The 19,354-nt window shown below is 52.7% G+C and carries 13 protein-coding genes and 1 pseudogene; 8 read left to right on the top strand and 6 right to left on the bottom strand.

Annotated features, from left to right (window positions below; genetic code table 11):
* Positions 1-396 precede the first annotated feature (396 nt).
* The 4 genes from cls (at position 397) to ACZ5EH_RS12425 (ending at position 7,567) form a co-directional block, all read left to right on the top strand.
* Positions 397-1,815 (top strand): cardiolipin synthase, encoded by a 1,419-nt coding sequence (gene cls / locus ACZ5EH_RS12440; protein WP_464274203.1) that lies wholly within the window; start codon positions 397-399, stop codon positions 1,813-1,815.
* A 258-nt stretch (positions 1,816-2,073) separates the two neighbouring features.
* Positions 2,074-2,892: a hypothetical protein gene (locus tag ACZ5EH_RS12435; protein WP_464274202.1), complete on the top strand. Its 819-nt coding sequence runs from the start codon at positions 2,074-2,076 to the stop codon at positions 2,890-2,892.
* The gene (locus ACZ5EH_RS12430) at positions 2,829-4,742 is read left to right on the top strand and encodes a PAS domain-containing sensor histidine kinase (protein WP_464274201.1); all 1,914 of its coding nucleotides are present in this window, start codon (positions 2,829-2,831) and stop codon (positions 4,740-4,742) included. The genes ACZ5EH_RS12435 and ACZ5EH_RS12430 overlap by 64 nt, the downstream gene beginning before the upstream one ends.
* A 503-nt stretch (positions 4,743-5,245) precedes the next feature.
* Positions 5,246-7,567 carry a methyl-accepting chemotaxis protein gene (locus tag ACZ5EH_RS12425; protein WP_464274200.1) on the top strand — a complete coding sequence of 774 codons (2,322 nt, stop codon included), beginning with the start codon at positions 5,246-5,248 and terminating at the stop codon, positions 7,565-7,567.
* A 267-nt stretch (positions 7,568-7,834) separates the two neighbouring features.
* On the opposite strand, the gene ACZ5EH_RS12420 is transcribed toward ACZ5EH_RS12425, so the two are convergent.
* The 6 genes and pseudogenes from ACZ5EH_RS12420 to ACZ5EH_RS12395 form a co-directional block, all read right to left on the bottom strand.
* Entirely contained in the window at positions 7,835-8,236 is a 402-nt protein-coding gene (locus ACZ5EH_RS12420; RefSeq protein ID WP_464274199.1) for a CGGC domain-containing protein, read from the bottom strand.
* A gap of 81 nt (positions 8,237-8,317) precedes the next feature.
* Positions 8,318-9,184, bottom strand: coding sequence for a P-loop NTPase (locus tag ACZ5EH_RS12415; RefSeq protein ID WP_464274198.1), 867 nt, complete (start codon positions 9,182-9,184; stop codon positions 8,318-8,320).
* 76 nt (positions 9,185-9,260) lie between these two features.
* A complete protein-coding gene (locus ACZ5EH_RS12410; protein ID WP_464274197.1) occupies positions 9,261-9,569 on the bottom strand; it encodes a DUF5320 domain-containing protein in 309 nt (102 codons plus the stop codon).
* A gap of 724 nt (positions 9,570-10,293) precedes the next feature.
* A complete protein-coding gene (locus tag ACZ5EH_RS12405) occupies positions 10,294-11,634 on the bottom strand; it encodes a sigma-54 interaction domain-containing protein (RefSeq protein ID WP_464274196.1) in 1,341 nt (446 codons plus the stop codon).
* A 429-nt stretch (positions 11,635-12,063) separates the two neighbouring features.
* A complete protein-coding gene (locus ACZ5EH_RS12400) occupies positions 12,064-12,717 on the bottom strand; it encodes a hypothetical protein (protein WP_464278354.1) in 654 nt (217 codons plus the stop codon).
* Positions 12,718-12,813: 96 nt separating this feature from the next.
* Positions 12,814-12,942 (bottom strand): annotated as a pseudogene (locus ACZ5EH_RS12395) (transposase); the annotation flags it as partial.
* Between the two features lie 789 nt (positions 12,943-13,731).
* Between ACZ5EH_RS12395 and ACZ5EH_RS12390 the strand changes: the two are divergent.
* From ACZ5EH_RS12390 to ACZ5EH_RS12375, 4 genes are all read left to right on the top strand, one after another.
* On the top strand, positions 13,732-14,205 hold the full coding sequence (locus ACZ5EH_RS12390; RefSeq protein ID WP_464274195.1) for a winged helix-turn-helix domain-containing protein: 474 nt from the start codon (positions 13,732-13,734) through the stop codon (positions 14,203-14,205).
* A gap of 264 nt (positions 14,206-14,469) precedes the next feature.
* Positions 14,470-17,511: a formate dehydrogenase-N subunit alpha gene (gene fdnG / locus ACZ5EH_RS12385; protein ID WP_464274194.1), complete on the top strand. Its 3,042-nt coding sequence runs from the start codon at positions 14,470-14,472 to the stop codon at positions 17,509-17,511.
* Between the two features lie 24 nt (positions 17,512-17,535).
* A complete protein-coding gene (locus tag ACZ5EH_RS12380) occupies positions 17,536-18,267 on the top strand; it encodes a 4Fe-4S dicluster domain-containing protein (protein ID WP_464274193.1) in 732 nt (243 codons plus the stop codon).
* 69 nt (positions 18,268-18,336) lie between these two features.
* Positions 18,337-19,269 (top strand): formate dehydrogenase accessory protein FdhE, encoded by a 933-nt coding sequence (locus ACZ5EH_RS12375; protein ID WP_464274192.1) that lies wholly within the window; start codon positions 18,337-18,339, stop codon positions 19,267-19,269.
* Positions 19,270-19,354 lie beyond the last annotated feature (85 nt).

The raw sequence follows: 19,354 nt of genomic DNA, 5'->3' as shown, positions 1-19,354 counted from the left end.
ATGCCAGAATCCATCAATGTGTCATGGAATTTTCCTCTTGAACGCCATGCTCCATAAATAATGTCTGGATGCTGTGTTCTATTGCACAGACATGCAGTTCCGGACCATTCGCCTTACCACTGCATCATTATAAAACAACGTCGACGCACGCGCCTTTTCCATTCACTCCCCTGCGTTCTTTACATCCGTTCTGAGATTGCATCCATATACGTACACAACTTTTCCTATCAGGAGGCTTTCATCCTATTTTTTGAAACAAACAACTGTATAGTGGCGTCATGTGTCACCTGGCGGTCCCTCTATCAGGAGAATATCTGTCTTACAGCCCACTCTTTGCGGATGATGCGGAATGGGATACTATGGAAGCCCCTTACCTAACTACCCAAGGATGCCCTTATGCAGCTGACCGTCCTCGTCGTCTTTTTGTTCCATGTCATGGGGTTCATCTCTGCTGCACATGCGGTCATGAGCACACGCACCCCACAAGGGGCCATCGCCTGGACGGTGTCTCTGGTAACATTCCCCTACATTGCGGTTCCGGCCTATTGGGTGTTCGGACGCAACCGCTTTCACGGCTACACCACAGCCAGACGCGGCACCGTGGCCCGTACAGCGGCCATCGGCGACAAAGCATTCAAGGCCACGCAACAGTTCCACGTCCACTCCGGCGAGGTGGACCAGGCATTTCTGGCGGCTCAGGAGCTGGTAGGCATCCCGTTTCTTTCCGGCAACTCACTTGAGCTGCTCATCGATGGAGACGCAACGTTTGCCGACATTTTCAAGGGCATCGAGACTGCACAGGACTATATTCTCTTCCAGTTCTTCATTGTGCATGATGACATGATAGGCAGGGAGGTAAAGCGCAGACTCATGGCCAAAGCCAAAGAAGGCGTTCGCGTTCATTTTCTGTACGATGAAGTGGGCAGCAAGGACCTGCCCAAAAGCTACCTCCAGGATCTTCGCGATGCAGGCGTGGAGGCGTTCAACTTTCATACTCGCAAGGGCCCACGCAACAGACTGCAGATCAATTTCCGGAACCATAGAAAGGTCGTTGTTTTCGATGGTAAGCAAGCCTGGATAGGGGGGCACAATGTGGGCGACGAATATTTGGGCAAATCCCCCAAATTTGGCCACTGGCGCGATACCCACATCCGCATAGAGGGACCGGCCGTGCTCTCGGTGCAACTGGCCTTTGCCGAAGACTGGCACTGGGCCACGGACAAACAGCTCGATGCCGTGTGGACCCCCACCCCTGCCGCAAAGGACAACATTCCGGTGCTGATACTCCCCACCGGGCCTGCCGACACCATGGAAACCGCCAACCTGATGTTTGTGCACGCCATCAATTCTGCCAAAAAGCGTATTTGGATCACCAGCCCTTATTTCATTCCCGACCCGCCCGTGGTCACCGCGCTGCAGCTTGCCGGCTTGCGAGGGCTCGACGTCCGCATCCTGATCCCGGACAGCCCCGACCACATTGGCGCGTATCTGGCTGCGTTCACCTACCTGCAGGATGCTGAACAAACGGGGGTAACCTTTCACCGTTATCAGGAGGGTTTTCTGCATCAAAAGGTCATGCTTATCGATGATTCCGTGGCAACTGTCGGCACGGCCAATTTCGACAACAGATCCTTCCGGCTGAACTTCGAGATAACGGCCCTGATCCAGGACGCCGACTTTGCCGCCCAAATACAGGAAATGCTGGAGGCCGACTTTGCCAAATCGCGGCAAATGGAGCCCGATGCATACAAGGGTAAACCATGGTGGTTCAAGGTTGCTGCCCAGTTGGCCAGACTCACCGCGCCAGTACAATAAGACAGGTGCTTACTCGTTTCGGCACAGCGCGAAAATGGCCGCACTATACTGGAGCAGTTTTTCCCTGCTCTCTATCCCCCTACCCACCGGCGGCGTAATGAAGAAAAATACCGAGTACGCCCCTTCCTGCAAGCCCTGGCGTTATTAATTGTCCTGCAAAGCTGGATAAATATATACAGTTGAAGTATACTCTGCTTATATTTATTGAGAAATGCTCTCTAAAATCCTGAAAAACACTGCGTTGGCGGAAGATTAAGCATGAAAATCATTTACCCCTGTGCCGCGCTAACTCTGATCTTACTGAGCATCCTGGCCCTGCCTGCAACTGCCCGGAATGAATCATTCCGCCACGTCCTCATCATGCACTCCTACCACCCAGGCATGACATGGGTTGATAATATGGACAGGGGCATTCGAGACGAATTAATGGTGCCGCCATATGAAAACATAATAATTCACACAGAATATATGGACACGAAGCGCCATCACAGTCCTGAATACTACGACAGGCTGTTGCACATCTACAAGGAGAAGTACAACGACATTTACCTTGACCTGATAATGGCCACCGACAACAACGCATTCGATTTCCTTTTGAAATACAAGAATGTGCTTTTCAGAAGCGCACCTGTTGTTTTTGGTGGCGTTAACAATTTTTCCGATGCGTCCATCAGAGACAGAGATGATTTCACCGGTGTTATCGAAGTTGTTTCATTTCGGGAAACTCTTGAAGTAATCTTGCGACAATTTCCCGACACAAAGGAAATCTTTGTAATCAACGACTATCTCAATTCAGGGCGCGCCTGGGCTGTAACCATCAAGCAAAAACAAAAGCCTTTTGAAGACAAACTCCGTTTCATTCACAACCAAAACCTCTCTGTTGAAGACTTACAAGAAGAGATACGCTCGCTCAAACCAGGCACAGTTGTGTTATTTGGGGCGTATTACGCCGACAACTCAGGGAGATATTTGACTTACGAAAAAATCGGGAGCCTGCTGACCAAAACGCTCCTGTGCCGGTTTATTGTCTGGCGCGCATACATCTGCGGGATAATATCATCGGCGGTAAACTCATAGACGGGTACAATCACGGGCGCATGATCGGCAATCTGGCCAGGCGTGTTCTGGGGGGAAAAAGCCCAAAAGAGATTTCTGTGGTTAAGGTCGGAACCAACCTCTATATCTTCAACTGGCTCGGCATGGAGAAATACGGCGTCTCCAAAGATGCATTGCCCGAGGACAGCATCATCATCAATGAACCTTATTCCTTTTACCAAGGGAATCTCGCCCTCATATGGGGCGGCATCGCCGTGCTTATCGTCCTTTCTCTGCTGGTACTCATGCTTTCCAGAACGGTGTTTACCCTGCGTCGCGCCCGCAAGGAGTTGAGCTATTCCGAGCGCAATTACAAATCCATTTTTGACAACGCCATGGAAGGCATTTTCCAACTTTCTCAGGAAGGTAAATTCCTGGCCCTGAACAAGGCCTGCGCCACCCTGCATGGCTATGATACTCCTGAAGAATGTGTCGCTGCCATCAAAGGTCCTGAAGATGTCTACGCCAATATGTCGGATTTTGAAGAAATTAATAAAACACTGCAGCAGGAAGGCCGCGTTTCTGATGTCGAGGTGCAGGTAAAACACAAAGACGGGAGTTTCCGCTGGGTCAATTTCAATATCAGGAAAACCTTTGGCCCGAACGGTGACACCATTCTTGAAGGCGCTATCATAGACATTACCGAACGCAAGAACGCCGAGATGGAACTGCGCCGCATGCGCAAATACCTGTCCAACGTTTTGGATTCCATGCCGTCTATCCTGGTGGGGGTGGACCGAGAAGGACACGTAAACCTGCTGAACAAAACGGCAGAAGAATATGCAGGGGTGACCTCCGAAAATGCTTTTGGAAGAAACCTGACAGAGATTTTCCCGTGGCTGGAGCCCTTTGCAGAAATGATCCAGCAAAGCATACATGAACAGGTGCCACGCTACGCCTCCAAGGTGATGCGGCATGACAAGGGGAAAACACACTATGAAGATATTACGATTTTTCCATTGAGTCCGGATGTTTCCAAAGAAGCTGTTGTCCGTGTCGACAATGTCTCCCGCAGCGTGCAGATGGAAAAAATGATGCTGCAATCAGAAAAGATGATGTCCCTGGGCGGCCTGGCTGCCGGTATGGCGCATGAAATCAACAATCCCCTGGCGGCTGTTATAGGCTTTACCCACAACATCAAAAAACGGATCTCCCCGGAGAGCAACAAGAATAAAAGAGTTGCCGAAGAATGTGGCATGACCATAGAGGCCCTTAACAGCTACCTGGAAAAGCGCGACATCACCACCATGATCAGTGGAATTTCAGAGTCTGGCGAGAGAGCGGCCAATATCGTCAGCAACATGCTTGATTTCAGTCGTAAAAGCGAACCTTCAGGGGCTGGCAGGCACAAGGTCGCCGATCTGCTGCACCAGGCCATTGGTTTGGCTTCCAACGTCTACGACATGCAAAAGCAATTCGACTTCCGCAGCATCACCGTCACACGCGAATACGCCGATGACCTTCCAGAAGTTCTTTGCGACGGAAATGAGATGCAGCAGGTCTTTCTCAACCTGCTCAAAAACGGAGTCGAGGCCATGGCGGAAAAGGATTACGGGGAAGAAAAACCCACGTTTATTCTGCGGACCTATCAAAAAGATTCAATGGTGATCACCGAAATCGAAGATAACGGCCCTGGCATGCCGGAGCACATTCGCCGGCGGATACTGGAGCCTTTTTTCACCACCAAGCCCGTGGGCAAAGGCACGGGACTAGGCCTTTCCGTTTCCTATTTCATAGTGACCGACCTGTGCAAAGGCTGCATGGAGGTACAGTCTGAAGAAGGTAATTGGACACGGTTTACCATTGGCCTCCCCATTGCCGACAAATCCTAATTTACGAGGGCGCTGGCGCCCCGCGCTATACAAAGAGACGATACGTCCCTTTTCCCTGAACTCCCTGGGCTCTTGTTTCCTGTCCGCCCCGTCACTGCATTCCCCCTGCCACCGTATTCCCATGGCAAACGGCTCCTGTTGTTGCATTTCCCCCGGATGGCAGCCGTGGTCACCTCATAGTTGGTCCGTAGTTATTCCGTAACTATTCCATAGCTATTCCGCATTCACCCCGTAGTTACCAGTGGAACACGCCACCCGACAGCCTACGTGTGTAATCCATTAATCCACGCCACATCATCTTGAATGCCTATTACAGCAGATAGACAATTCTATCATGCGCCAGGATACAGCACATAGCATTGATAGATGCTTCTGATGCAAATAATCAGCAAGGTGGTTTGACCTCAATATGTCACCTGTTTGCAATGACTCGCCCGCCTTGAACGTGCAAAGAGCTATCTCCGTTGCTTTTATAAACTATCTCATAATAAAGGGTTTTCTTCATGCACGTAAAGAGTCTGACTACCTGCGTAGCCGCATGTGTCATGGCAGTGGTCGTGATAGCGCTCGCCACAGGTATCTATTTTGTCAGCGCATCAACCTATGACGGGATACTTCAAGCCCAGAGAAAGGCCATGGACAACGCCGTCACCGCCGCCATGGGAGGTGTCGAGGATTTCATCTCAAATGCGCAGACCGTTGCCCGCTCCGTTTCTCTTGCACCATCTGTAAAGGAGCTTTTGCAGGGCAAGCACGAGCAAAAGGACGTTCAGGCCATGCTGGAGGGTATGTTACGCGGCAACAAAAACTATTGGGCACTGTTTGTCTTTGACAAGGAAGGCAATGTGCTTGCCGGGGGCAACGCAAAGGGCAAGAACCTGAGTGGAGCCTCAAGGAGTGGGCGCCCCTATGTTGAGGCGATACTGCAGGGGGAGAGCTCTTACCTCTGCAATCAGATTCTGCGTGCAAAAAGCGGTGGCGGACTGCCCATTGCTGCGGTGGCACACGCTGTCACGGATGCTTCCGGGGGCGTCATCGGCGGTGTCGGTCTTTTCCCCAATTGGCAGAGCGTGACGACGAAATACGTGGATCCAGTCCGTATCGGTGAAAGCGGATACGGTTTCATTGTCTCCGCCGATGGCACTGTCATCAGCCATCCTGACGCATCAATGCTCTTCCAAAGCGTTGCGGATCAGACCTTCATCAAAAAAGCACTTGGCATGAAACATGGCAAGATTACATACGACTGGAAGAGAAAGGAAAAACATCTTTCCTTTCAAACCTTTGCGAGAACAGGGTGGCTGGTTGCCATGAGCGCCTATGAGGAAGACCTCACCGCCACCGCCCTTACGCAGCGCAACTGGCTTATCATTGCCGGCGTTGCCTGCCTGCTCCTTCTTGCAGCCGTCATTGTCATCTGCCTGAGAAAACTCGTGCACACACCAATCGTCCGTCTTTTGGAATATACGGACAGCATCAGTAAAGGCGACTACCAGGCCACCCTGCAAGGGCATGTTCACTTTGAGCTCAAGAACCTTGCTGCAAATGTACAGAAAATGGTCGATGATCTCAAGCAGCGGCTGGGCTTTGCTCAAGGGCTGTTGCACAACATGCCCCTTGGCACTGCCATCAGCGACCTGGAAGGCAACATCTCACACGTGAACCGCCCCTTGCTTGCGTTGCTGGGCTACAAAACTTCCCCGGACGACCACCTGGGTGAATCCATGGCAAACTTCTTTTATGGCGACAGTACGAAGCAAACCATTGTAGGGCAAGTACTGCAAGACCGTTCTACTGTTACCAACAGGGAGCATTCGCTGCGTAATCAGGATGGTGATAACGTCTCGTTGCGCATCGACGCCGCGCCTCTTTTTGACCTGGATGGCGAGCTGACAGGCGCCTTTGCCATGCTCACGGACCTGACCACGGTGCGGGAGCAACAGAACAGCATTGAAGCCCAAAACGAGATGATTGCCAAAGCCGCGCTCCATGCTTCTGACATATCCCACCGCGTGGCTGCCGCTTCCGAAGAGCTTGCCAGCCAGATTGATCAATCCAGTCAGGGCGCCAGGGAGCAGCTTTCCCGCTCCACTGAAACGGCCACTGCCATGGAACAAATGAACTCGTCCATCCTGGAAGTAGCCAGAAATGCTTCGCTGGGTGCCGAAAATGCGCAAAAAGCCATGCAGTTTGCCCGCGATGGTGCGCAAAAAGTGGAGATGGTGGAAAGCTCCATCGGCCAGCTTCAGGAGCAGATCAACGAACTCAAGCTCAGTATGTCAGATTTGGGAGGACGCGCCGAAGGCGTGGGGCAGGTTATGGATGTCATTAGCGACATAGCAGACCAGACCAACCTGCTGGCCCTGAATGCCGCCATAGAAGCCGCCCGCGCCGGCGAGGCCGGGAGAGGCTTTGCCGTGGTTGCGGATGAAGTACGCAAGCTGGCCGAAAAAACAATGTCCGCCACCCAAGAGGTGGGGCAAACTATTGCCGCCATCCAAAAAGGCACCACGGAAACCATTCGCAAGACAGAGGCCTCCGTGGCTTCGGTGGAGACCAGCACCGCCCTGGCCGGGGAAGCGCGAGAATTTCTGAATGAAATCGTCAACATGGCCAGCAGCACCTCAAAACAGGTTCAGGCCATTGCCGCAGCAGCAGAAGAACAGTCCGCCGCCAGCCAGCAGATCCACACGAGTGCCGAACAGATCACCCGCATCTCGGATGAGACCTCTTACGCCATGGGGCAATCGTCTAGCGCCGTGCACGAACTCTCCCAACTCACGGGGCAGCTCAACGAACTTATCGAAAACATGCAAGGGGCTTAAGCACGAGGCTCATTACAAGCAACTGAGATTACGAACCCTATTGGACGTGGCGCAGATTGCATTATGCACACATATCCAACGCTGTTTTTGAGAAAGGGCCTGTAGTGGACACTGCAGGCCCTTTCTCTTTTAGGAGAGGACAGTCGGAGTGGCATGGACACTCAAGGACTGGTCGAAATATCTTTGGAAAAACCTTCCATGGCAGCCCCGGCGACACAACGATCCCCAACGCAGGGGCTAAAGGCCATTTTTATGCAAGTGCCCCCGCTACCGGCTTTCGCTCTTTTCATAATACGTCGTCTGGGGCGCATACCCTTTTGGCAGGTGGGCAGTCCCCTTGATACAGGGCAGTCCACTGGCTTCGTGCATTGCCTGAAGAAGTGCATCAATCCTCTGACAAAAACCACCCTCTTCCAGACTCCATTCAGAACCGTTTTTCATGGCAAAGGTGCAAGTACACACATGGATGGCTTCTGCGCCCTTGTTTTTGAGTATCTTCGCCAGGGCCGCCACATTGTCACCGGGGCAATGGCAGGTGAAAACGCCTGCCAACTGCGTTGTGTCATACTCCTGAAATCCTTGCTGCCGCCCTTCCAAAGAACGGATGCACCCTGTCAATGGGCATGAGTTCTCGTTTTTTTCACAACGAATTATCGCCACTTTCGACATGAAGGCCTCCTTTCTTGCTCCATGCGCCAGGGTGCTTGAATATTGAGAACCACCGCTACAAGCTGCTGGTCATGGGTTGCCTCAGGCCACCCGGCATTGCTCCGTGGGCAGTCTTGTTGCGACCACGCGGACCAATGCGGCCATGGCGTCCCGATATTCCGGACTGCAATCCTTGAAATTGCCAATTTCACCATTGTCGCCTTTGGCAACCACCTCAGGATCAAGGGGCAAATTTGCCAAAAGCGGCAGGCCATGTTGCAAGGCCATCTGCACCCCTCCGTCACTGCCGAAAAGAGAGATCATTGTTCCACAATGGGGGCAGCGCAAACCGCTCATGTTCTGCACTATCCCCAAAATATCCATCTTCACTGAATAGCAAAAGGAAATGGACTTGCGCACATCAGCAAGGGCCACCTCCTGAGGCGTTGTCACGATCAAGGCTTTTGCTTCAGGCACGCTCTGGACCACTGTCATCGGCTCGTCCCCCGTACCCGGCGGCGAATCAATAATCAGATAGTCAAGCTCCCCCCAATCACCATCGGCTATGAATTGTCTGATTGCGGCGCCTTTGAGCGGCCCACGCCAGACCACAGGGGAATTTTTCTTTTCCAGCAGAAAACCTATAGACATGACTTTCAGACCACTTTCATGCTGCAAGGGCTTCATAAGCTTGCCTTCTGCGCCTTCTGTCACGTGCCCATGCAACCCAAGCAAGCCAGGAATACTGGGGCCGTGGAGATCCACGTCCATGAGCCCTACCCGTTTGCCCGCTCTGGCCAAAGAAACCGCCAAGGCTGCCGCCACACTGCTCTTGCCTACGCCCCCTTTACCACTCATCACCATGATGCAGTGAGTGATGCGTTCCAGTGTTGACTGAATGTCCTGCTGCACTTCTTGCAAGCGTATCTTGCGAGTTTGTTCCTTGATATCTGGATTGGCTGAAGCCATTGTTTTTTCCTGTGCTTTTTGAAATCGGGCGCTCCCATGTTGTCTAAAAGCGAGGAACGCCCTGCAAGGTCTGGCGTTATTTCTCCTGAAGTTGCCCCAGCCGGTGCTTGATTGCTTCCAGTTCATTCTGTAGTTGCTCGGCTCGGCTTCGAAGCGAATCTTCCTCTGACTGTTCCGGGACGTTTTCATACTGTGGTTGATACGGAGCAGCACCCCAGCCCCACGGATTCCAACAGCCGCGTCCACGGCCAAAGCCGCCTCGCCCTCTTCCATAACCAAAACCACCGGTAAAAGCCCCAGGTGCGGTATTCTCGTTGCAGTAGCCAAGCCCTCTTCCGGTACGCGGGCCACCGCCCATGGGACCTGTCCTGTCACCTCTTGGCATAGCTCCCTTCTCCTTGTAATGGTTTATTATTTATTCTTTATGATTTCACATGCGGACCAGTTGCGCGCCACACAGCGGACACAGTCTCGTTACACATGGCCCCCTGTGATCGGGAGGCTCTCTGTGCCCACAGGATGGGCAGCAACACTCATTTTGAGATATTCGGGCGCCGTCATGGCGCCCCCCTCGCCATCTATTTCCATGCCTTCCCTTGCGCTGCTCTGGAGAGCACCCAGGCAGGGTGAAACGGTTGTGTAGCGGCTCGTTGTTTTGCCATGCACGCATTACCAGCGGCAGCTCTCCTCCAATAAACGACTGTACGGCTATGCCTCTCATGGCGAGCAGGTATGCTGCTTGTCTGGAAAGCGCCCCGCATACCAATTCCTGGACGCCTGATTGCGCTAACTCCGCTATTTTACGAGCAACATTCTCTTCATAAGAAGTAAATGTGCTCTGCGAATCGGGCTTGCCCTCCTCCACCCTGACAAAAACAAACACCGACGCCGCATCAAAAAGGGGGGCGATACGTCCTTTCCAACAGGAAAAAGCAGTGAGCATCATTTCTCCCCTCATTTACCAGCTCTAAAAGCAATATTGAGGCCAGAAGACGCCACACGCTTAACCAACTATTTTATAGACAGAAAATCACAACGGACGGGTCCAAAGTGGTGCAATGACGCACCAATGGAAAGAAGAAAAGGTGCACACACGCACCGCTCGGAGATTACTTTTTCGGAAGTGCCAAACCGAGACGCTTCATGCGCCGGTAAAGAGTGGTCTTGTGGATGCCCAGCTCTCTTGCAGCCGCCAGGCGGTTTCCCAGATTGCGCTCCAGGGCGGCATGTATGGCCTGGGCGTCCAGCATATCATGGGCGGACTGCACATCCCCAAAGTTCTCTGACGGAGCGCTTAATGTCCTGAGTTCCGGGGGAAGGTGCCTTATGTCGATAAGCCCGTCCGCACAGAGAATAAAAGCCCGTTCAATGGCATTCTCCAATTCACGAATATTGCCGGGCCAGTGGTGTGTCACAAGCAAAGAAAGCGCCTCGCCTGTAACTCCCTGGACTGTTTTATGCTGCAGACAATTAAAACGCTCAATAAACTGGGCAACAAGCAAGGGAATGTCTTCCTTGCGCTTGCGCAACGGCGGCAACTCACAGCGCACAACATTGATCCGATAATACAGGTCCTGACGAAAACTTCCCTGCGCTACCATGTCCTCCAGGTTTCTATTGGTTGCCGCAATAATGCGGACATCTGCTTCCTCGCTCTTAACAGCGCCCAAAGGCTCAAAACAACGCTCCTGAAGCACCCGTAACAGCCGGATCTGCAACGCGGGAGTTATTTCTCCTATTTCGTCCAGCAGTAGTGTTCCGCCCTTTGCCAGACTGAAACGACCAGGCTTGTCTGAAACTGCGCCGCTAAAAGCGCCGGACTTGTACCCAAAAAGTTCTGATTCCAACAACGTATCAGGCAGGGCGCCACAATTCACAGCCACAAAAGGCCCTTTGTTTCTTGGACTCAATGCATGAATGGTGCGGGCGAGCAACTCCTTGCCGGTTCCTGTTTCGCCCAGAATGAGGACAGTACTGGGGCTTGCCGCCACTGCGGGCATATCCGCAAACAGGCTTTGCATGGACGCGCTTTTGCTTGTCATGTCTCCCAAGCGCGCCCTGCCTTCAAGTTCTTCTCGCAGGACTTCCACCTCACTGAGATCACGAAACGTTTCAGCGCCACCGATTATCTTCCCCGCGGCATTGCGCAACAAGGCGGTGGAGACACTGACGGGCACACGCTCTCCCAGGGAATTGACGATATAGCCGGCAACGCCAATGATCGGCCTGCCCGTCCGCATGGTCTGCCGCAATGCGCACGCTTTTTCACACATGTTGGAGCGGAAAACGTCCGCACAATGACGCCCCAGAGCCTGATCGCGTGGAACGCCGGTGATTTCCTGGGCGGCCCTGTTAAAGGAAGTAATTATCCAATCCAGATCAACGGTGAAAACACCGTCTGAAATACTCTCAAGAATAGCTTCTGTAGGGGTTTGCGCAGCTGCTTTCATTTCTAGATATACTATTGATTTTACGCAATAAGATTGGGGAAATCATCTTCGAACCACAGTGGGCGCCTAAATATAGCCTTTTTTTTCGGGAAATAAAACAGACACGGATTGCCTCGCCTTGCAAGGCCCTCCCCTATACCTTCCGTTGCAACAAGGTGGAAAAGCCCTCGCCCCCTAATGAGGAAGCAACAGGTTCTTCCATGCGCAAAGCGAATTGGGAGAGATTACAAAAACAAGATGCTGACTTCTTACGGAAAAACAGTTGCTGGCGCCCGCCTATGCAGCACCAAACCGAATATTTTGTTGCGAGGAGGTATTGTTGCGGATTTGTATTCCAGCTGCGGATGCACCCTTGAATGCGACGACTGTGGCGGCATGCGGCTTGGCCCTTAAAAATCCGGCTTCTGCACCTGCAGAAGAAAAGCGCCATCAGCCAGCGCCTCTGCGCCCCTCGTTGTGATGCACCGCGTCGGGGGCTACGGCATACTGGGGCGTATCCGGCAGTTGCGGCACAAATCCGCACAGCGCAGCCGTCAGCACAGGAAGCAGACTCTGGTCGCGGTGGTTGAAGCGCAGTTCCCATTCTTTAAGGTGTAAGGGGAACTGTGACGGCATTATCCCCCGTAACATTTTGAGCTGTTGCTTGACGTATATCCAAAACTTCATGGATTCCGCAGGCAAGCGCTTATCACAGTGCACGATGTAGCGTGGCGTCCACAAGGATGGTCCACAGCAAACCAGTGTGAGGTACTGTTGATAGGGCGCTGTATAGACCACCTGCCCCAGGCTTGCGGTTTTCAAACAGAAATTCAGCTTGAAGTGCAGGAGGTTTTCTGCGTTAAACTCTGGCAACACGTCACAGATCACATGGCCGTTGATCTCCATGAGTCCAAACACAGGGGAATCCAGCAAGGTGCCCCCTGTCTTCACCTGCCCCGGGCCCGGCCAGATACCCAACGAGTAATATTCAGCCGCGTCCATTGCTTGGGCAAGTATGGCGCGCCGCATGAGGTCATTGGCCTTGAATACCGTGGCGGGAGAGACCCTGAGCTGCGTAGCGATTTCCTGGTTGGGCACATTCATCTCAAACAGCTTCAAAAACCACAACCACTGCTGACAGGTGAATGCACACCCGTTTATATACCGCCGGCTGAAGTCGTGGAACGTATACAAACAGCGCGTGCAACGACGCCTGCCTCCGGACAGCTTGTATAATTTCCGCTCTTTACAACGGGGGCAGTAGCGCTGGTGGTTCTTCCAACAAAAACCCAAAATGAACCTTCGGGCGCATGTTTCAGAAGAAGCCATGTCAGTAAAGGAGATTATGCCCATTTCACCCTGTCTGTGTCGGTAAAAGACCAACGAGAAGTATTAACTCACCACATGCAAAGTATTTATACAATCTATTCAACTTTTGTCGAGCAACAACTTGCAAAAACCAAAATAAATCAATAATTCTGGACAGTAAGACAAATCTCTCAGCATTTTCCACATACGTATCAAGTAAAAGCATGCGTATTAATTATACGAAAATCAATTCCGTACGCAGCCATTCTATCCACCCGCAAACGTCTGAAATGTACTCCACAAATGGGTGGTGTTATGCATAACACATATCCAGAAACATGCTTTTTTCTCCAAGAATGGCTCAACAACACCCCTTTGAGAATACACTTTTACTTTTTATACCACACTCTCCCGCAACAGACCAGAAATTAACCACACATCAATTCTTTATATAGGGAAAAAAGCATTCCATCACGCCTCCAAATCATTTTAACAATATTAACAAAAACATAATATTTCATACAGTCAAAAAATTCCTGTGCCATATCGTTTAAAAGTGTTCTTCAATGCATTTGAAGAATGTCTTTTTTCAACGTAGTTCATCATCACGCATAAATAATTACACAGTCATTCAGTAACGAAACATTTTTCTGAATATCATTCCTTCTGCACAAGGTATGAAAAATAGTCATCTCGTCCCTGAATGACGTCTGAATAGTATAAGAACACCCTTTTCTTCTTTTCTGCATCTTGTGTGTGAGGTGATGGAACTGCACAAGGGGGTAAAAAGCAGCGATGAGGAACAAAGCCATGACACAACGTACTGCAACAGTTCGCCTGCATGTCTGGCTCGAAACAGATGAGGACACTCTTTTGGGCCCAGGAAGGGCCATTCTGCTTGACCTCATTGAAGAACACGGGTCGATCCGCAAAGCAGCCAAGGAGCTTGGCATGTCTTATCGTGGCGCGTGGGGCAAAATTCACGCGTCTGAAGAAGCCCTTGGAGTAAAGCTCATCGACACTGGCGAAACAAAGCGTGACGGCTGTCGCCTTTCCCAAGAGGGCCGCAAAATGCGTGACATGTTCCGAAAATGGTTTGACGCCGTAGAGCAGGAGGCCGTTATCCAGGCCAAAGAAATTTTCCCCTGGGCCATCAGCAGCTTTGACGAGAAAAACGCCCCCCAGGAAAAAGACGCTGCTCCCCCTCATGCATACATTTCCGTGCATGTGCACATGGGCGAAGAAAAAGTGTGCAGAACCCGAAAGGTGGAGAAGATCTTATAGATGTAACGTTATTTTTTAGAAAAAAAATTTCTTGAAAATAGTAGAGTAACCTATTCTTCGTCTACTTAAGGCGAAGCTGTCTTGTTGTGCTTTTTCCTCCGATATGTGCTACAAATAACTCCATTAACCACTCATAATTATTGACTTTTAATATTGACACAACGCTTCACTCCTGGATACCAGAAGAGAACAGTGTGGCTTTGGACTGGCAATCCTGACATTCAATAGCCACTACTAAACGTTCAATTATATAAGGAGGCTTGTATGGAATGCTCCCGTCGTGGATTCCTAAAGCTGACCGGTGCAGGAGTCGTCGGTTTATCACTGGGACAGCTCGGATTGGACTTGAAAACAGCCTCGGCCTATGCGGCAGGGCTGAAAATCGAGGGGGCCAAGGAGTCCATCTCGGTTTGCCCGTTCTGCTCTTGCGGGTGTAACTTCCTGGTCCATGTAAAGGACGGAAAAATCATCTCAACCGAGGGCGACCCGGATTATCCGGTGAGCGAAGGCTCTCTTTGCGCCAAGGGCGCCGCCATGTTCACCATGCACGTCGGCGAGCACCGCATCGAAAAGCCCATGTACCGCGCCCCCCACAGTGACAAGTGGGAAGAAAAAGACTGGGACTGGATGCTCGATCGCATCGCCCGCCGGGTCAAGGACACTCGAGACAAATACTTTGTTGAGAAAAACGACAAAGGGCAGGTGGTAAATCGTCTGGAAGCCGTTTTCCAGGCAGGCACCTCGCAGATGGACAACGAAGAATGCGCGGTACACCACCAGATGTCGCGCGCATTGGGTGTGGTGAACATGGACCACCAGGCGCGCATCTGCCACAGCGCCACAGTGCCGGCCCTGGCGGAATCCTTTGGTCGCGGCGCCATGACCAACCACTGGATCGACATTAAAAACGCCAACGCCATCCTGATCATGGGCGGCAAGGCAGCAGAAAACCACCCCATATCCTTTAAATGGGTGCTCAAGGCCAAGGCGAAGGGCGCTACCGTCATGCACGTGGACCCGGTGTTCAACCGCACCTCGGCGCGCTCGAATTTCCATGTGCCCATCCGCTCCGGTACGGACATCGCTTTCCTTGGCGGCATGATCAACTACATCATCAACAACGACAAGTACTTCAAGGACTATGTCGTCAACTACACCAACGCTCCTTTGCTGGTAAACAAGGACTTTGGTTTCAATGACGGACTCTTCACAGGGTATGATGCAAAATCCAGGACCTATGACAAGAGCACCTGGACCTTCCAGATGGACGAAAACGGCATTCCCAAGCGTGACGAAAGCCTGCAGGACCCCAATTGCGTCTTCCAGCTGCTCAAGAAGCACTACTCCCGCTACGATCTGGACAAGGTTTCCGAAATCACGGGCGTGCCCAAAGACAAGATCATGAAGGTGTATGAAGCCTTTTCCGCCACTGGCGTTTCCAACAAGGCCGGCACCGTCATGTACGCCCTTGGCTGGACACAGCACACCGTCGGCGTGCAGATCATCCGTACGAGCGCCATGGTGCAATTGCTGCTGGGCAACATCGGTGTTGCGGGCGGAGGCATCAACGCCCTCCGCGGTGAACCCAACGTACAGGGATCAACGGACCAGGCCATCCTTTGGCACATCCTCCCCGGCTACAACCCCGTGCCCAAAACCGGACAGGACACGCTGGAGCAATACCTGGCCGCCTGCACTCCCGTATCCAAGGACCCCAAGAGCGCCAACTGGTGGCAAAACCGCCCCAAATATATGATCAGCATGCTCAAGGCCTGGTACGGCGATGCAGCCACCAAGGAAAATGACTTTGGCTACAACTGGGTGCCCAAATGCGATCCAGGCGAAGACTATTCTTACATTTTCTTCTTCGATCGCATGTACAAAGATATGATCAAGGGCGGTTTCGTCTTTGCGCATAACCCCTGCCAGAGCGTCCCCAACACCCACAAGGTCCGCCGCGCCATGGACAATCTGGAGTGGCTGGTTGTGGGGGAAATCCATCACACAGAAACCTCGGACAACTGGAAACGCCCCGGTGTTGATCCCAAGGACGTGAAGACTGAAGTCTTCCTGCTTCCTTCTGCGCAGCGCGCTGAGAAAGACGGATCCGTCACCAACAGCGGCCGCTGGCTGCTCTGGCATTACAAGGCAGCCGAACCCATCGGTGAGTGCCGCACCATGGGCGACATGATGGTAGACATCATGAACCGCGTCAAAGCGTTGTACGTCAAGGAAGGCGGCGCACTTCCCGAGGCGGTCGTCAACATGAACTGGCCCGAGAAGTACGACGCTGAAGCCGTTGCCAAGATGAACAACGGCTACTTTACGCGTGATTCCAAGGTGGGCGACAAGGCCTACAAGAAGGGGCAGCAGGTGCCCAGTTTCACAGCGCTGGCGGACGATGGCTCCACAGCCTGCTACAACTGGCTTTTCAGCGGTAGCTATACTGAAGAAGGTGGCAACAAGGGCAAACGCCGCGACCTCTCCCAGAACGACCTGGAAGCCAAGCTGGGCCTTTTCCCCAACTTCTCCTGGGCCTGGCCCGTCAACAGGCGGATTTTGTACAACCGCGCATCTGTGGACCCCAATGGCAAGCCTTGGAACGCAGACATGCCTGTCATCAGCTGGGACGGCGGCAAATGGGTCGGTGATGTTCCCGATGGCGGCTGGCCCCCAATGGCCAATGAAAAAGGCAAGTACCCCTTCATCATGCACACCCATGGTTTTGGCCAGCTGTTTGGCCCTGGGCGTGTGGAAGGCCCCTTCCCAGAGCATTACGAGCCAGTGGAAACACCTGTCACCAGCCACCCCTTCTCCAAGCAGCTCAACAGCCCGTGCTACAAGTTCGTAGAGAGCGACATGGACAAGCTGGCACCCCCAGCCGACCCAAAATACCCCATCGTATTGACCACATACGCTGTAACGGAACACTGGTGCGGTGGCGCAGAAACCCGCAACACCCCCAACCTGCTGGAAGCCGAACCCCAGATATTCGTGGAGATAAGCCACGAGTTGGCCAAGGAAAAAGGCATTGAAAACGGGGACGTTGTTGTCGTGGAAAGCATCCGCGGTGCGGTGGAAGCCGTGGCCATGGTAACCGTACGCATGACCCCCTTCACCATTCAGGGGCGCACGGTTCATGAGATCGGCATGCCTTACAGCTTTGGCTGGACAACCCCTGGCTGTGGCGACGCCACAAACAGACTGACGCCTTCGGTGGGCGACTCCAACACCGGTATCCCAGAGTACAAGTGCTGTCTCGTCAACATCAAGAAGGCCGACAAGGTCACCGAACTGTCCCGCTGACGGCGGCGTTAAAAGGAGCTCTACATGCCTAAGGCATTCTTTATCGATACGACCAGATGCACCGCTTGCAGGGGTTGCCAGATCGCCTGCAAGGAGTGGCACGAGCTGACCCCCAACGCAACCCTGCAACAGGGAACGCACCAGAACCCCCCGGATCTGAATCCGAACAACTATAAGCTGGTACGTTTCAGCGAGTTCAAGGACGATGCAGGCGTTGTCAACTGGAACTTCTTTCCGGACCAATGCCGTCACTGCGTCAACCCGCCCTGCATGTATGCGGCGGAGGGCTTTGTGGAAGGCGCTGTCATCCAGGACCCCGACACCGGCGCTGTGATCTACACTGAAAAAAGCAAGGAGCTGCCGCAGGAAGCCTTCGAGCAAATGCGTTCCGATTGCCCCTTTGACATTCCCAGACGGGCCGACGCCAGTGCCAGGGTGGTCAAATGCGACATGTGTATCGACCGTGTGCAGAACGACATGCTGCCCATGTGCGTGAAGACCTGCTGCACGGGCACCATGAACTTTGGCGAACGCGATGACATGGTCAAGTTGGCCCAGGACCGCCTGACCGAGGTCAAGAAGGAATTCCCCGAGGCCACCCTCAATGATGTGGATTTCGTCTCGGTGATCTACCTCATGGCGTTCAAGCCTGAACGTTTCTGGAAAAACGCCGTGGCCAGCGCGGCTCCGATGATGAGCAGGCAGCAGCTTTTCGCAAAGCTGACAAAGCCGGTCCGCAACACCATCAGCGGATAAACCCAACTCAATAAAGGGGTGGGAGGGCGTTTTCGTTCTCCCACCCGTAAAGAATATACGGAGTTCCGCATGCAAGTTTCCCAGGAGCAAAGAGCAGAAACCATGGAGCGCCACATCCAAAAAATGACCAGGGAAAAGCCCGAGCTCGAAACGCTGATCGCCACCTTTGGTCAGGTGCAGGCCGCAATAGACGATTGTCGTATGATCTTGCCACAACAGGAAACATCCAGTGTCACGCTGAACACGGATTTACTGCGTGCGGGCGTTCCGCTTCTGGAACAACCAGACACTGCACCGCTTGATTTTCATTTGGAAAAAACGGCGCCAAAACTGTTGCCTGTCCTGGCTGAAGTGTTCCCGCCTTTGGCCGCAAAGCTGGAAGCATTCGACAACAGTTTGAATGATCCCGACACATTGCTCCTCATCAATGAATTGCTGGGAACTGGAAACGAAGATTTGCTGCAACAGGTTGCGACGAAATACAACCTGGACAGCAATGTACTGCTTTATGTCCTGGAGAGTCTGGCGCGCCCGGCCCTGGAAAACGCAGCCACCGCACTGGAGCCGCTTTTTGCCGACGTGCCCTGGAACTTTTGGAACAAAGGGCGCTGCCCCATCTGCGGCAGCAAGCCCACCATGTCCCTACTACAACTTGGACAGCAGGAACCCACAGAGTATCTGAAAAACAATTCTGCACAGCGCTGGTTGTGCTGCTCCGCCTGCGCCCACACTTGGCGCTTCAGCAGGACCCGCTGTCCTGAATGCGACACCGAAAAGCAAAACGACCGGGAATACTTCCATGTAACCGACAGTAATCTTGAACGTGTGGAACTGTGCCCCAGTTGCAACCACTATCTTCTCACCATGGACATTCGTGAACGAGTGAGCCCGCTGGACCACCGGCTGGCGCCTCTTGGGCTGGTACATCTTGACATTCTCGCCAGGCAACAGGGGTACACGCCGATGGTGTTGCACCCCTGGAATACTGTGGCGTCGGAATAACCTGCGCAGAGCCATTGCTCTCACAAGGCGGAAATCCGTTTCTCCCTCCATCCGCCCTTTGGGCACTCCCGAGTGAGGGGAAGCC

This window comes from Desulfovibrio biadhensis (assembly GCF_055388615.1).
The sequence above is the reverse complement of the archived record's forward strand: the minus strand, read 5'-3'. Positions and strand labels throughout refer to the sequence as shown.

Excerpts from the sequence above, each read along its gene's own strand:
- cls (WP_464274203.1), top strand. The coding sequence starts at position 397 with ATGCAGCTGACCGTCCTCGTCGTCTTTTTGTTCCATGTCATGGGGTTC.
- ACZ5EH_RS12435 (WP_464274202.1), top strand. The coding sequence starts at position 2,074 with ATGAAAATCATTTACCCCTGTGCCGCGCTAACTCTGATCTTACTGAGC.
- ACZ5EH_RS12425 (WP_464274200.1), top strand. The coding sequence starts at position 5,246 with ATGCACGTAAAGAGTCTGACTACCTGCGTAGCCGCATGTGTCATGGCA.
- ACZ5EH_RS12420 (WP_464274199.1), bottom strand. The coding sequence starts at position 8,236 with ATGTCGAAAGTGGCGATAATTCGTTGTGAAAAAAACGAGAACTCATGC.
- ACZ5EH_RS12415 (WP_464274198.1), bottom strand. The coding sequence starts at position 9,184 with ATGGCTTCAGCCAATCCAGATATCAAGGAACAAACTCGCAAGATACGC.
- ACZ5EH_RS12410 (WP_464274197.1), bottom strand. The coding sequence starts at position 9,569 with ATGCCAAGAGGTGACAGGACAGGTCCCATGGGCGGTGGCCCGCGTACC.
- ACZ5EH_RS12405 (WP_464274196.1), bottom strand. The coding sequence starts at position 11,634 with ATGAAAGCAGCTGCGCAAACCCCTACAGAAGCTATTCTTGAGAGTATT.
- ACZ5EH_RS12400 (WP_464278354.1), bottom strand. The coding sequence starts at position 12,717 with ATGAATGTGCCCAACCAGGAAATCGCTACGCAGCTCAGGGTCTCTCCC.
- ACZ5EH_RS12390 (WP_464274195.1), top strand. The coding sequence starts at position 13,732 with ATGACACAACGTACTGCAACAGTTCGCCTGCATGTCTGGCTCGAAACA.
- fdnG (WP_464274194.1), top strand. The coding sequence starts at position 14,470 with ATGGAATGCTCCCGTCGTGGATTCCTAAAGCTGACCGGTGCAGGAGTC.
- ACZ5EH_RS12380 (WP_464274193.1), top strand. The coding sequence starts at position 17,536 with ATGCCTAAGGCATTCTTTATCGATACGACCAGATGCACCGCTTGCAGG.
- ACZ5EH_RS12375 (WP_464274192.1), top strand. The coding sequence starts at position 18,337 with ATGCAAGTTTCCCAGGAGCAAAGAGCAGAAACCATGGAGCGCCACATC.